General features: G+C 45.0%; 12 protein-coding genes. 6 read left to right on the top strand and 6 right to left on the bottom strand.

Going from position 1 to position 13,898, the window contains the following annotated elements:
* Positions 1-31: 31 nt before the first annotated feature.
* Both C6Y07_RS15760 and C6Y07_RS15765 read left to right on the top strand, forming a co-directional pair.
* On the top strand, positions 32-1,180 hold the full coding sequence (locus C6Y07_RS15760) for an amidohydrolase (RefSeq protein ID WP_189313040.1): 1,149 nt from the start codon (positions 32-34) through the stop codon (positions 1,178-1,180).
* Positions 1,171-2,505: an MmgE/PrpD family protein gene (locus tag C6Y07_RS15765; RefSeq protein WP_106157026.1), complete on the top strand. Its 1,335-nt coding sequence runs from the start codon at positions 1,171-1,173 to the stop codon at positions 2,503-2,505. The genes C6Y07_RS15760 and C6Y07_RS15765 overlap by 10 nt, the downstream gene beginning before the upstream one ends.
* A gap of 54 nt (positions 2,506-2,559) precedes the next feature.
* On the opposite strand, the gene C6Y07_RS15770 is transcribed toward C6Y07_RS15765, so the two are convergent.
* The 5 genes from C6Y07_RS15770 to C6Y07_RS15790 all read right to left on the bottom strand — a co-directional run bounded on the left by C6Y07_RS15770 (position 2,560) and on the right by C6Y07_RS15790 (position 7,772).
* The gene (locus C6Y07_RS15770) at positions 2,560-3,405 is read right to left on the bottom strand and encodes a GAF domain-containing protein (protein WP_106157028.1); all 846 of its coding nucleotides are present in this window, start codon (positions 3,403-3,405) and stop codon (positions 2,560-2,562) included.
* 164 nt (positions 3,406-3,569) lie between these two features.
* Complete coding sequence (locus C6Y07_RS15775) at positions 3,570-4,946, bottom strand: aspartate kinase (RefSeq protein WP_106157030.1); 1,377 nt, start codon at positions 4,944-4,946, stop codon at positions 3,570-3,572.
* A 174-nt stretch (positions 4,947-5,120) separates the two neighbouring features.
* The gene (locus tag C6Y07_RS15780; RefSeq protein ID WP_060595544.1) at positions 5,121-6,554 is read right to left on the bottom strand and encodes an MDR family MFS transporter; all 1,434 of its coding nucleotides are present in this window, start codon (positions 6,552-6,554) and stop codon (positions 5,121-5,123) included.
* 16 nt (positions 6,555-6,570) lie between these two features.
* Positions 6,571-7,437: a TetR/AcrR family transcriptional regulator gene (locus C6Y07_RS15785; protein ID WP_106072305.1), complete on the bottom strand. Its 867-nt coding sequence runs from the start codon at positions 7,435-7,437 to the stop codon at positions 6,571-6,573.
* 137 nt (positions 7,438-7,574) lie between these two features.
* Positions 7,575-7,772: a hypothetical protein gene (locus tag C6Y07_RS15790; protein ID WP_223250464.1), complete on the bottom strand. Its 198-nt coding sequence runs from the start codon at positions 7,770-7,772 to the stop codon at positions 7,575-7,577.
* 142 nt (positions 7,773-7,914) lie between these two features.
* Between C6Y07_RS15790 and C6Y07_RS15795 the strand changes: the two genes are divergently transcribed.
* The gene (locus C6Y07_RS15795) at positions 7,915-8,226 is read left to right on the top strand and encodes an ArsR/SmtB family transcription factor (protein ID WP_034664461.1); all 312 of its coding nucleotides are present in this window, start codon (positions 7,915-7,917) and stop codon (positions 8,224-8,226) included.
* 29 nt (positions 8,227-8,255) lie between these two features.
* Here the strand turns inward: C6Y07_RS15795 and gabR are convergent, their stop codons facing one another.
* Positions 8,256-9,680, bottom strand: coding sequence for a MocR-like transcriptional regulator GabR (gene gabR / locus C6Y07_RS15800; RefSeq protein ID WP_066031325.1), 1,425 nt, complete (start codon positions 9,678-9,680; stop codon positions 8,256-8,258).
* 108 nt (positions 9,681-9,788) lie between these two features.
* Between gabR and gabT the strand changes: the two genes are divergently transcribed.
* The 3 genes from gabT to C6Y07_RS15815 are packed head-to-tail and all read left to right on the top strand — an operon-like array spanning position 9,789 to position 13,884.
* Positions 9,789-11,105, top strand: a complete 1,317-nt coding sequence (gene gabT / locus C6Y07_RS15805) for a 4-aminobutyrate--2-oxoglutarate transaminase (RefSeq protein WP_066031324.1) — start codon at positions 9,789-9,791, stop codon at positions 11,103-11,105.
* A 21-nt stretch (positions 11,106-11,126) separates the two neighbouring features.
* Positions 11,127-12,515, top strand: a complete 1,389-nt coding sequence (locus C6Y07_RS15810) for an APC family permease (protein WP_060595547.1) — start codon at positions 11,127-11,129, stop codon at positions 12,513-12,515.
* Positions 12,490-13,884, top strand: a complete 1,395-nt coding sequence (locus C6Y07_RS15815; protein ID WP_106157032.1) for an NAD-dependent succinate-semialdehyde dehydrogenase — start codon at positions 12,490-12,492, stop codon at positions 13,882-13,884. The genes C6Y07_RS15810 and C6Y07_RS15815 overlap by 26 nt, the downstream gene beginning before the upstream one ends.
* The last annotated feature ends 14 nt before the right edge of the window (positions 13,885-13,898 follow it).

A 13,898-nucleotide genomic window follows, 5' to 3' on the forward strand; every position in this document is an offset into this window, starting at 1 on the left:
CTCTTTAGAGGGGTGAGTATTAGTGAAAACAATAGGAAAAGAAGCTTTAAACAAACGTTTAATTAACATTCGCCGAGCGCTTCATGAGCATCCAGAGCTGGCGTTTGAAGAATATGAAACGACAAAGAAACTGCGCGGCTGGTTAGAAGAAGAAGGGATCACCGTACTCGATTTTCCAGCTCTTCAAACAGGTGTTGTCTGTGAAATCAAAGGAGAACAAGAGGGACCAACGATTGCCCTGAGGGCTGATATTGATGCACTTCCAATTGAAGAAGCATCAGGCGAACCATTTTCCTCAAAGATACCGGGGAAAATGCATGCTTGCGGTCATGATTTCCATACAGCTTCTATCTTTGGAGCGGCTCTTTTATTAAAAGAGCGGAAACACGAGATGAAAGGAACGGTCCGCATTTTGTTCCAGCCGGCTGAGGAAGTCGCCCAAGGAGCGAAACATGTCATAGAGGCAGGCGTATTAGATGGAGTGGATGCGATTTTTGGTATGCACAACAAACCTGATCTGCCAGTAGGCACCATTGGTATTAGAGAAAAAGCATTAATGGCAAGTGTTGACCGGTTTGAAATCGATATTAAAGGGACGGGTGGCCATGCAGGTATTCCGAATCACACGGTGGACCCGATTGCCATCAGCGGGCAGATCACAAGTGCTCTTCAGCAAATCGTCAGCCGCCGCATCAGCTCCTTACATCATGCAGTAGTCAGTATCACACGCATTCAAGGCGGTACATCATGGAATGTGATTCCTGATCGTGTTGAGATGGAAGGAACCGTTCGGACGTTTGAGCCTGAAGTGAGAGCGATGATTCCAGAGCTTATGAAACAAATCGTGAGTGGGATTGCCGAAGGATTTGGGGCAAAAGGCGAAGTGAAATGGCATCCGTATTTGCCTTCTGTGTTGAATGACGAGCGTTTGACAAAGGTGGTCGAAGAAACGGCAGATGCGCTGGATCTCACAGTAGTTCAGGCAGAGCAGTCACCGGGCGGAGAAGATTTTGCCCTTTATCAAGAACGCATTCCAGGCTTTTTCGTATGGATGGGGACAAGCGGTACCGAGGAATGGCATCACCCTGCCTTTACATTAAATGAAAAAGCACTCCCTGTTGCCGCTGCCTTCTTTTCCGAGCTTGCCGTTCGGGCATTGGAGTCACGATCATGGAACTAACAAAACAATTGGCAGAGGCTGTACTGTCTGCTAATCCACTTCAAGATCAGCGGGCGGTAGAAATGGCTCGAAATGGTCTGTTAGATGCTGCGGCGGCGGCGCTTGCTGCGAAAGAGGATGAAGGAATTCAAAAGCTCATGGCGCTTGTGGAACAAGAAGGCGGAGCCGCTCAAATTCCTGTCATTGGACAAGGGAAGAAGGTCAGCCGTCAATCAGCAGCGATGCTGAACGGCTACCTGATCCATGCCCTTGATTATGATGATGTGCATTCAGACGTGAGAGGACACCCAAGTGCGGTTATCATTCCAGCATTGCTATCACAGCTATCAGACGGCAAAGGGTTTGGCGATCGATTTTTAGCTGCCTACATCACAGGTGTTGAAGTGATGGCAAGGCTTGGCAAATCCATCGGCAAGGCGCATTATGAGCGGGGCTGGCATAATACCGGAACCCTCGGAGCCATTGCAGCAGTATGTGCCATTGGGTATTTAAAACAAGTCTCGCAGGAAGAGCTGGCGAAGGCAATCGGCTTTGCCGGAGCGCAATCAGCCGGAATGAGAAAGCAGTTTGGCTCTGATATGAAACCATTACAAGCCGGCTTAGCGGCTAAAACAGCCGTCTGGTCTATGGACTTAGCTTGTTCAGGTTTTGGCGGGAATGAATCGGTTCTTGATGGTACGCTTGGTTTCTTTTCTCTCTATGGAGATCAGGAGCGCGCGGAAAGTCGTTTACTAGAGGGATATGGTACAACGTGGCGTATTGTCTCGCCGGGGCTGTGGTTCAAAGTATACCCGTTCTGCTCAGCAGCGCATCATGCAGCAGATGCGATTCTGTCCTTAATGGAAGAGCATACTTTCTTTTCGGATCAGGTGAAACAAGTAGAGGTCATATTCCCGCCTGGCGGAGATGCAGCGCTTATTGAGCGGACACCTTTGACGGGCGAAGAAGGACGATTCAGTGTCGAATACGTCATCGCACTTGCCGTATTTGGACAGACGCTTACGCTGGATGCCTTTACGAAAAAAACGATTCCATCAGACATGCGCACATGGATGAAGCGGATGAGCAGAGAATATGATCAAACGACAGAACCCCATCCAGACGCTGTCCCAAAAGGTCGCTTTACGATTGTGAAGCTTACCTTATCTGATGGCACCACCATTAGCAAACGAGTCGATCTTCCGCGGGGCGCACCAGGCCATGCACTATCGAAAGAAGACATCATGCAAAAATTAAACAGTATCACAGACACATCGCATGCACAGCAGATTTTACAAGTTATTGAAGACGGAAACGATTCTTCTTATTTGCAGCTGCTTGCATGATTTAAAAAGAAGAAAAGGGCTAAAATTTATTTAGCCCTTTTTGTGTCTCATTTCTTATTCCATTTTAGTAAACGTCAAGCCAATATGAGCAAGTGCCTGCGGCAAGTCTTTCCGGATGGTGATGTCTTTAAATGAAATATTCGACTGAATCGCACTTAGAGCAAGATCTTGTTTAATCCCTGTTAAAACAGCCGAAATTCCTAAAAGTTTCAGCGTTTGTGCATAGCTGACCAAATATTGAATGCTCTGTTCATTCAGGCGTTTTGTTCCCGATACATCAATGACCAAATGAGAGAGCGACAGTCTGTAACTTTCCTGTAAAATGGTTTCTAAAATATGCTGAGCACGTGTCTCTTCGATATCACCTAGGAGAGGAAGCACGGCGACACCGTCAACAACTGGGACGATCGGTACAGATAATTGCTGAATCTGCCGGTTGGCACGGTCTAGTTCCAGGACGTAGCTTAATAGAGAAGCCATCGTTTCAAACATATGCACATGCTCTTCTGTGAATTGCTGTGGTCTTAGATCAAGCCCGCAAATCGTTCCGTAGTTTGTGCCATCTGTAAAATTAATCGGCACTCCGATGAATGATCCGCCTTGAAGACGTTTCGTGACTTCTAAGTATTTAGAACGATCATCCAATGATATATCAGGAATCACAAGCGTATCCTGATGATCGACCGCCAGTTTGCAAAATGTCTTCTCGTAAGGAATTTCTTCTCCTTCTTCAAGAAGCTGCTCATCATGATTCAGCACCTTTACAATCTGATTGGTGGTTTGATCGTTTTTAGCAATAAACAGTGTATTTACATCAGTGAATTGACTCATCATATTTAAAATACTCGTAGAAGCATCATGAAAATTGCGAAACTGTTTTAATAGTTGTTGACGAGGCATTGTTTTAGGACTCCTTGTAGCTCCGATCATAGGCCGGAACAATAGTTGGTTTGTCTCTATCATACAAAATCAAACGAGAAATAGATATATTTTAATGCGCAAATCCATGTGAATCTGGCGAGAACAAAAAGGACTGCCGATCCTGAGATCTGGCAGTCTGCTGGTTAAAGGGAGACAGGGACGGTAGACATAGAGAAAAATTCTTCATACAACGCTTGAACGGCTTCTTTTTCTTGAGCCGCTTTGACGCCAAACATCATGCTGACCTCTGAAGAGCCTTGATTGATCATTTCAATATTGACCTTCGCTTTTGACAGCGCCTCTGCTGCTCTTGCTGTGGTGCCAACATTGTGACGCATCGCTTCTCCTACAACCATAATGAGTGAGAGATTCGGCTCTAAAACGACCTCATCTGCATCAAGCACAAGCTTCAAGCGGTCGAGCAGCTCTTGTTCAATATGCTGCTCCTCCAGCTGATCCTGTCTTAAAATAATGTTCATATCGTCAATGCCAGAAGGAACGTGCTCATACGTAAGCCCATATTCCTCTAACGTTTGCAGCACCTTACGTCCAAAACCGACTTCTCTGTTCATCAAATACTTGCTAATATAAATGCTGCAAAAACCGCTGTCTGAGGCGATTCCGACAACTGGTCCATTTGTATGATCTCGCTGGTTCACAATTTTTGTGCCTTTTGCTGAGGGATTATTGGTGTTTTTAATTTGCACAGGAATGCCTGCACGGAAGGCTGGAATGAGTGCTTCATCGTGGAACACAGAAAAACCAGCATAGGATAGCTCGCGCATTTCCCGATAAGTCAGCTCTGTAATTTCCTTCGGCTCATGAACGATCGTCGGATTGACAGCGTAGACAGCATCCACATCTGTAAAGTTTTCATACACATCTGCTTTCAAACCGTTTGCCAAAATGGAACCGGTAATATCGGAGCCGCTGCGAGAAAAGGTGACGATGTCCCCCGATAGACTAAAGCCAAAAAAGCCAGGGAAGATGATGATGCCAGAGCGCTCTCTTAATTTGTACAAATGATCATATGACTCTGGAAGGACTTGCGCTTGACCAGGCTCATCGCTCACAAATAAACCAGCTTCCTTTGGGTTCACATAGTGAGCTTCGACACCTTGATAGCGGAAATAGGCGGCAATGAGTTTTGCGTTATTGTCTTCACCGCTTGCTTTGATGGCATCAAGATATCGCTCAGGGTGAGACGTATCTGCCTGTAAGAGGGCATCTAGATCTTGCCGAATGGTGTCAATCACGTCATGACTTAACCCGAGTTCATCCGCAATCGAGGCATACCGTTCGATGACGGCTTTCTGTAAATCCTCTGCTTCCCCTAAACGTAAATATTGCTCACCACAGCTAATTAATAGATCGGTGACCTTCGTATCCGTTGAATGCCGTTTTCCTGGTGCGGAAACAACGACTGCTTTTCGAGCTGGATCTGCTGTTACAATGTCAAATACCTTTTGCAGCTGCTTGCCAGATGCAAGTGAACTGCCACCAAATTTAACGACCTTCAATGCATACATCTCCTATAGTAAAAATTTTCTCACAAATTGAATAGTTCCTATTATCAACTCTTTTCTTCAAATTATCAAGGTTTTTCTTCGCTGTAAATACAAATGTCCTTTTGGAGAGGACGATATAATGTGAATATATGAAAAAAGAGCCGGCCATATGCCGAGCTCTTTTTCTTATGAAGAAGATGAGGAGGAAGATAGCTCCTGCTTCATCACTTTATTATCGCGTTTTTCCTTTAAGAAAAAGGAGAGGACGAGTCCAAGGACCGCAATCAAACCAGACACGATAAACGACGTGTTCATGCCGTGAACGGCTGATTTTAATGGGCTGGCTAATTCTGCATTTGCAGCAGAGCTGCTCATGATGGAGACAAGCACAGCCGTCCCAATGGAGCCGCCCATTTGTCTCATCGTGTTATTCATCGCTGTCCCATGCGGGATCAAATGAGGCGGTAAAGAGTTAATACCTGCGGTTGTCAGCGGCATCATGATCATCCCAACCCCGATTAAGCGAAGCGTGTAGGCGACCGTAATGAGGGCGATGGATGAATCAAGGGTGAGCAGCATAAATGGCAAGGTCGTAACGGTAAGTATCGTAAACCCGCCTAATGCCAGCCCTTTTCCGCCGACTTTATCAAAAATTCGTCCAATAATTGGTGAGAGGAGCCCCATAAAGAGAGCACCAGGCAATAAGATCAGTCCTGTATCAAGAGCAGACAATCCTCTGACATTTTGCGTATAGAGTGGCAGAATCGTCTCTGTCCCAATCAATAAGGCAAAGACAAGCATCCCAAGGAAGGTCGTCAAGCTAAAGATCGCAAACTTAAAGACACCAAATTCAAGCATCGGTCTTGTCAAATTCGACTGGCGCAGAATAAAGAAGAACAAGCTCACGGCGCCGACAATGAGCGAAATGAGGACAGTCGCACTCGTCCAGCCATATGTGCCAACACTAGAAAATCCGTAAAGCAGTCCGCCGAAACCGAAGGACGACAAGATGACAGATAAAACATCAATTCGTGTCTCTCTTTGTTGCGTTACATTTTTCATTAAGAAGAAAGCAAGAATGAGATCAATGATACCGATTGGCAGTACAATATAGAACAAGAACTTCCAGCTGAAGGAATCGACAATCCAGCCGCCAAGTGTCGGTCCAAGAGCTGGTGCAAACGAAATGACAAGTCCGACCATACCCATTGCCTGCCCGCGTTTTTCTTTCGGGAAAATGGTTAAAAAGATCGTTTGCATCAGCGGCATTAAAATTCCTGCGCCGGCTGCCTGCACAATACGCGCTGCAAGTAATACAGGGAAATTCGTTGCAAACGCGGCAAGAATTGTACCGGCTGTAAAGATGCTAAGCGCCGTTAAAACTAAAGAACGGCTTGAAAATTTCTCGATTAAGAAAGCCGTGATCGGGATGAGAATCCCGTTTGTCAGCATAAAGGCTGTGGTGAGCCACTGTCCTTTGCTGACATCAATATTGAATTCCTCCATGATATGTGGGATCGCTGGAATGAGCAGCGTTTGGTTTAAAATCGCGACGAATGCCCCAACGAGGAAAATCCCAACAATCACAGATCGATTATACGATGTTGTTGATTGGTTCATGTTATCCCTTCTTTGTCTATAGAATGATGCTTTTCAGCTGTGACACGTTTTGTGATAAAACGCTGTTTTTACCTAAATAATCGAGCAATGAGCTGATTAAAAAGGTTCTCGGTTGGTCCTTTGATAATTCTTGGCTCAGCAGCTCAAACGCAGAGAGGAGATCGTCCTTTTCTTCTCCGTTTGGCAGTGCGTGAAGCTCTTGTTTGATCTTCGTTAAGGACGAGATGACAAGCTTTTCTTCATCATATTCGTCCTGTGTGGAAAGTAAATAAGAGTCCATCAGCTGATCTGTTAGCACAGGCTCAATAGAGCAAGGCTTTTTCGACACACGGTCCATCACGCCAATAATCATTTCGGCGGCATTTTCTAATTGGATGTTCTTATGCTCAATCGCCAGCATTAAGATGAATTCTCTCATTAATCCGTTGAGGACGATCACAAGATCCCAGACATAAGGAGCGACAGATTCACCATATGTGCTTAAAATAATGTCTCTGTGCCGCTGCATGATAATGGAGCGTGTCTCGCGTAAATGTTTAATGACAATGGGCGAATGCTGCGAAAAAGCTTCAAAGGACAGCATATTCAAAAATTTATGATTCTCTTTAAACTCTTCAAGCTCAAGTTTGATCTTCTTTGTGAATTTTTCCTTTTTGGACAGCGTCGTTTCTGAATGAATGATCTGAGAAATCTCTCTCATTTTGCACTGATTGTATTTAATCAGTTCTAATAGAAGAGCTTCCTTTGAATCAAACAGTTTATAAATGGACGCTTTTGATATTTTACAGGCATCGGCAATTGACTGCATGGAGACACTCATATAGCCTTTTTGAGAAAACAATTTCTTTGAAACCCGCAAAATCTCTTCTTGCTTTTCGTTCATCTACATAAGTCCTTTCCGAATCGGCAAAACCATATGGTCACAATGGAAACCGAGTGGTCACTTTTGCAATGATAACAAAACCAATGACCTATGACAAGAAAAGAAACTTAAAAAACACCTATCTTATGACAGGTATTTTATCCTTCCGCATGTGCGGCATATATGATGATCTGTCCGTTAAGTTCGACGATCAAAAGGTCTTTTCGCTCCTTTACAGAGTAAATCGCTGTCCCTTTTTTCAACTGGGAAGCTGTGCCGTGATCAAAATGTTCGGCAGCTGTTTTCTGAATGATACCTACTTGCTGATGTTTTGTGACGGTTAGTTGATGGGTCAAATCTACATTTGTTTGATAGACAGTTCCTTCCCTTCAAGACAGCTTTTATATAGTCATAGTCGTTTCCAAAGGATGTATCGTTACTTTGTATGAGGCGAGTCATGAGATTGTATGTTTGCACAAAATACGATACATTTATCGTATGAATAATCCAATCCATCCAACTCAAGAAGACATAAGACTGATTTCTGTGCTGCACGCATTGGCTGATCCAATCCGGTTAGAAATTGTCCGCTGCTTAGCAGAAGCGGGCGAGAGGACATGCGGTACGTATGAGATGAATATTGCCAAATCTACGCTTTCTCATCACTTCAAAGTGCTGAGGGAGGCAGGCGTCGTGAAAGTGAGAATTGACGGTAAACACCGCTACTATTCTTTAAGAAAAGAAGACATCGAGACCGCTTTTCCTGGACTCGTGTCATCCATTTTAGCCGTAGATAAAGAGCGGTGGTAAGCCAGCTGTCTGTAAAGCAGCTGGCTGTTTTATTTCCCATAAATCGACTCATACAGTCTTTTCACCGCCGGCTCAATATCCTCTGGCCGCATATGAGAGAAGCCGAGGACGAGTGGAACAAAGCCTTCCTGATGCCCCGGCAATTGCTCATCAAGGGTAAAACGGTCCATCCCGTACATTTTAAGCTTTCTTTCTTTGGCTCGCTGTAAAATCTCATGCTGCGTGCGGTTTGAGCGGAACTCTGCGATAAAATGAAGTCCAGCATTTTCCCCAATAATCCGTACATTGTCAGTAAAAACCGTGTCGAGCTCTTCAATGAGCTGCTTCCGCTTTTCCTCATATAAACCATTCATTCTTTTAATATGCCGCTGATACGCCCCATCTTTTATAAAATGAAGAAGGGTGTATTGTGTAAAAAGGCTGGCTGTTTGAATGAAGAAGTGCTGTTCTTCCTTATAGCGTCTCAATAAATGCTGCGGGAGCACCATGTAGCTTAGTCTTAAGCCTGGCAACAATGACTTTGAAAAGGTCCCCATATAAATGACTTTGTCATATCGATCCAAACTTTGCAGCGCTGGAATGCTGTCTGTACCATACTTGAATTCACTGTCATAATCATCCTCGATAATATAACGGCCGGGCTGATCGGCTGCCCAGTTTAAGAGTTGAATCCGCCGGGAAATCGGCATAATCACCCCTGTTGGGAATTGATGTGAAGGGGTAATGATTAAGACATTCGGCTGTTTTTTGTGAATGTCACTCATCCGCACCCCTTTTTGATCAATGCCAATCGTTTCAATTCGGTGATGATTGTTTTTCAGCATTTGATAGAGCCGGCGATAGCCAGGGTTTTCTAATCCGTATACTTGATCGGCTGGAAGAATGCTTGATAAAGAATGGATAAGTGATTGCGTGCCTGCGCTTAAAATGAGCTGTTCTGGGTAGCATTTGACCCCTCGCGCAAGCCCGATCAACCGGGCAATCGTTTCCCGAAGCTCGTACACACCTTGTGGATGCGGAAGCTCACCAAACGCTTCTTGATGGAGGCTGATCGCCTTTTGTTCACTTTTCAGCCAGCTTTTAAATGGAAAATTGGCTGTATCAACAGAGATATGTGAAAAGGAATACCAGTCGTCCCGTGCAATCGACTCCTCTTTTAAATCGGCTGGAAGGGACGAGGGTTTCAGCTGACCTGACTCATGAAACGTTTCTAATGACTCCACAAAAAAACCTTTGCGTTCGACCGAATATAAATATCCCTCAGCAAGCAGCTGCTGATACGCGCCATTCACTGAATTCACGCTGACGTTTAATGTATCTGCTAACTCTCGTTTAGAGGGTAATTGATCGTGCGGCTGAAGGTTTCGATTTAAAATTTCACCTTTAATTTTCGTATAAATTTGATGATAAATAAATCCGTTTGCCCCTGTTTGATCTAGTTGAATTGTCAGCATCTCGTCATTCCATCCTCTCTGGTACCATGAAAAAAATGATATTGGTACTTTCTATCATACCAAAAAATATTCAGAATAATAAAAAAGACATAAAGGGGATGGATGACAATGAGTCAAACGACAACAAACCGTTTTTCAACAGAAGAATGGCAGGGGAAAAGAGATCAATACGTCGCAAGAGGCGTGAGTAATGGCAACCGTCATCTTGCAGCGAAGGGGAAGGGTGCCGAGCTGTTCGATATCGATGGGAAACGTTTTATCGATTTTGCTGGCGCTATCGGTACTTTAAATGTAGGTCATTCACATCCAAAGGTTGTGGAGGCCGTCAAAGCACAGGCAGACAGTCTGATTCACCCAGGATTCAACGTCATGATGTACGAATCGTATATCGAATTGGCAGAAAAGCTATGCCGCCTCACACCAGGCGACCATGACAAGAAAGCCATTTTTCTCAATTCAGGTGCAGAAGCTGTTGAAAATGCGGTGAAAATTGCACGTAAATATACGAAAAGACAGGCCGTTGTGTCGTTTACAAGAGGCTTCCACGGCAGAACGAATATGACGATGAGCATGACGAGCAAGGTCAAGCCATATAAATTTGGGTTCGGACCATTTGCGTCAGAGGTGTATCAAGCACCATACCCTTATTACTATCAAAAGCCAGAAGGATTAAGCGATGCAGCCTACGATGAGTACATCATTGATCAATTCAATCAATTCTTTGTCGCAGCCGTTGCACCAGAAACCGTTGCATGTGTGGTCATGGAACCAGTCCAAGGGGAGGGCGGATTCATTGTACCATCGAAGCGTTTTGTTCAGCATGTTGCTTCATTCTGTCAGCAGCACGGGATTGTCTTTGTTGCAGATGAGATCCAAACAGGCTTTGCGAGAACGGGGAAATACTTTGCGATTGAGCACTTTGATGTGGTGCCGGACTTAATCACGGTGTCAAAATCTCTTGCTGCTGGATTACCACTGAGCGGTGTTATTGGCAGAAAAGAACTGCTTGATGCGGCAGATCCAGGTGAGCTCGGGGGGACATATGCAGGAAGTCCATTAGGCTGTGTGGCAGCACTAGCAGTTCTTGATATTATTGAAACGGAACAATTGAATCAACGATCTGAACACATTGGACAAGTCATTGAGGACAAAGCAAATGATTGGAGAACAACGTATCCATTCATTGGGGAAGTCCGCCGATTAGGGGCAATGGCGGCGATTGAAATTGTGGAAGATCAAAAAACGCGTACACCAGATAAGAAAACAGCCGCAGCGATTGCAGCATATGCAAATGAGCACGGGCTGCTCTTATTAACGGCAGGGATTAATGGGAATATTATTCGCTTCTTAACACCACTTGTCATCACAGATGAGCTGCTGAATGAAGGACTGGGGATCATCGAGGACGCCTTCAAAGCACGCTAAACAACAAAGGGGGATGGTTGTATGCAAAAACAACAAATGGCAAAAACCATGTCGCAGTCTGACGTACTGTTTTTATCCATTGGTGCAATGCTTGGATGGGGCTGGGTTGTACTTTCGGGAGATTGGATTTTAACAGCAGGATTTTTAGGCAGTGTCATCGCCTTTGTCATCGGCGGTATTCTCGTCATCTTTATTGGACTCACGTATGCTGAGCTTTCGTCTGCCATTCCAGAGACGGGAGGAGGGCTCGTCTTTGTCCAGCGGGCATTTGGGATGAAATCAGCGTTCGTCTCAGCATGGGGCGTATTGTTTGGTTATGTGTCCGTCATTACGTTTGAAGCTGTTGCCTTGCCAACTGTCATTGATTATGTCATTCCAACACAGCATGTTGGCTTCCTATGGAATATAGGGGGATGGGACGTTTATTTCACATGGGTGTTGATTGGATCTGGTGGTGCTTTATTTTTAACAGCGCTGAACTACATTGGCGCCAAGCCAGCTGCTATTTTTCAATCTGTTTTTACAGTGGCCATTATCCTGACAGGTTTTCTTCTTTTAGGCGGCGCAACATTTAACGGAAATGTAGCAAACCTTGAGCCGATGTTTCAAGGCGGAGTTGGCGGTCTCATGGCGGTTTTAGTGATGATTCCCTTTTTATTCGTTGGTTTTGATGTCATCCCGCAAGTGGCGGCGGAGATCAATGCGCCGAAGAGAATTATCGGGAGAATTTTGATTATCTCCATCGTGAGTGCCGTTGTGTTTTATCTGCTCATTGTCTTTGGGGTAGCTGCTGGGCTGTCAAAAGGACAGCTTGAAGCCTCTTCATTGGCGACAGCAGATGCGATGGTGCAGCTGCTCGGTCATCAGGCGTTTGGAACAGTGCTTGTCATTGGCGGTGTAGCAGGAATTGTGACGAGCTGGAATGCTTTTATCATCGGTGCAAGCCGCATCTTATACGCTATGGCGGAAAGAGGCATGATTTCCAAATGGTTTGCGTATATTCATCCAAAGTATAAAACACCGACACATGCGATTTTATTTCTTGGTGCATTGGCCTTTTTCGCTCCATTATTAGGGCGTCCTGCCCTCGTGTGGATTGTCAATGCGGGCGGTGTCGGAATTATCGTAGGGTACTTAATAGTGTCCATTGCCTTTATGAGACTTCGCAAAGCAGAACCAGAGCTTGAGCGTCCATACCGCATTAAGTATTGGCGGACGACAGGCGTTTTAGCTATCGGGCTGAGTCTCCTTTTTCTTTCATTTTATTTTCCAGGAATGCCGGCCTCCTTATCATGGCCAGCTGAATGGATATTGCTTTTAGGTTGGGCACTCATTGGGTATATACTATATGTAATGAATCCAAGAACGAAGGAGACGGTAGAGCATGACAAACGAACTCAAAGTGTATAATCCTGCAACAGGAGAAGAAATTGCTTCAGTTGCTCAGCATACAAAAGAACAGATCGAAGACGCCATTACCCGCTCACATAAAGCATTCAAAGCATGGGCAAAAACGTCTGCGCATGAACGTGCCAATATCATTCGCAAGTGGTTTGATCTCATGATTGAACATAAAGAAAGGCTCGCGAAAATCATCACGGAAGAAAACGGGAAGCCGTATCAAGAAGCATTAGGCGAAATCGTCTATGCGGCTGGATACATTGAATGGTACGCAGAGGAAGCCAAACGGATCTACGGCAGAACCATTCCGTCTCATACGACGAACAAACGCCTTTTCGTCACAAAGCAGCCAGTTGGTCCTGTTGCAGCCATTACTCCTTGGAATTTCCCTGCAGCCATGATCACGAGAAAGGCTGCACCAGCACTTGCAGCGGGCTGTACGTTTATTGTGAAGCCTGCTGAAGACACGCCGCTGACGGCTATTGAACTTGTGAAATTAGGTCACGAAGCTGGAATTCCAGAGGATGCCCTGCAATGGGTGGTTGGAGATGGAAAAGAAGTCGGTGAAATATTCACAGATAGTCCATTGATTCGCAAAATCACGTTCACAGGCTCAACGCCAGTCGGAAAGCATCTGATCAAAAACAGTGCGAGTACAGTCAAGCACGTATCAATGGAGCTTGGCGGTCATGCTCCGCTCATCGTAGACAAAGATGCCAATCTTGAACTAGCTGTCAAACAAGCAGTGGCGTCTAAGTTCCGTAATGCAGGACAAACCTGTGTCTGTGCCAACCGCTTAATTGTGCATGAAGACATTCATGAAGCATTTGCTCAAGGCTTCAGCAAAGAAGTAGAAAAGCTAAAAGTGGGAAATGGCTTTGAAGAAGGCACATCCATCGGCCCAATTATCAACAAGCGCGGCTTTGATAAAATTGTCAGCCAAATTCAAGATGCAGTCGATAAAGGGGCGAAAATCCTTGTCGGCGGAGATACGCATTTCGATGATGAAAAGTCGTATTATTTTGTCCAGCCAACGGTTCTCACACATGTAGACCCTTCCATGAACATCATGCATGAAGAAACCTTTGGACCAGTGGCGCCGATTACGACGTTCAAAACGCTAGATGAAGCGATTGAATTAGCCAACGATACACCTTTTGGTCTTGCAGCTTATTTCTTTACAGAAAATTATCGAAACGGCCTCTACATCTCAGAGAATCTTGATTACGGGATCATTGGCTGGAATGATGGCGGCCCATCGGCTGTTCAAGCACCATTCGGAGGAATGAAAGAAAGCGGAATTGGCCGTGAAGGCGGCATCGAAGGGATCGAACCGTATTTAGAAACCAAATATGTATCCATTGGTTTAGACGAATAAACGTGAAAAAGACT

The organism is Bacillus sp. LNXM12-1 (genome assembly GCF_003004375.1).
GTDB lineage: Bacteria > Bacillota > Bacilli > Bacillales > Bacillaceae > Bacillus.

Excerpts from the sequence above, each read along its gene's own strand:
- C6Y07_RS15765 (WP_106157026.1), top strand. The coding sequence starts at position 1,171 with ATGGAACTAACAAAACAATTGGCAGAGGCTGTACTGTCTGCTAATCCA.
- C6Y07_RS15770 (WP_106157028.1), bottom strand. The coding sequence starts at position 3,405 with ATGCCTCGTCAACAACTATTAAAACAGTTTCGCAATTTTCATGATGCT.
- C6Y07_RS15780 (WP_060595544.1), bottom strand. The coding sequence starts at position 6,554 with ATGAACCAATCAACAACATCGTATAATCGATCTGTGATTGTTGGGATT.
- C6Y07_RS15785 (WP_106072305.1), bottom strand. The coding sequence starts at position 7,437 with ATGAACGAAAAGCAAGAAGAGATTTTGCGGGTTTCAAAGAAATTGTTT.
- C6Y07_RS15795 (WP_034664461.1), top strand. The coding sequence starts at position 7,915 with ATGAATAATCCAATCCATCCAACTCAAGAAGACATAAGACTGATTTCT.
- gabR (WP_066031325.1), bottom strand. The coding sequence starts at position 9,680 with ATGCTGACAATTCAACTAGATCAAACAGGGGCAAACGGATTTATTTAT.
- gabT (WP_066031324.1), top strand. The coding sequence starts at position 9,789 with ATGAGTCAAACGACAACAAACCGTTTTTCAACAGAAGAATGGCAGGGG.
- C6Y07_RS15810 (WP_060595547.1), top strand. The coding sequence starts at position 11,127 with ATGCAAAAACAACAAATGGCAAAAACCATGTCGCAGTCTGACGTACTG.
- C6Y07_RS15815 (WP_106157032.1), top strand. The coding sequence starts at position 12,490 with ATGACAAACGAACTCAAAGTGTATAATCCTGCAACAGGAGAAGAAATT.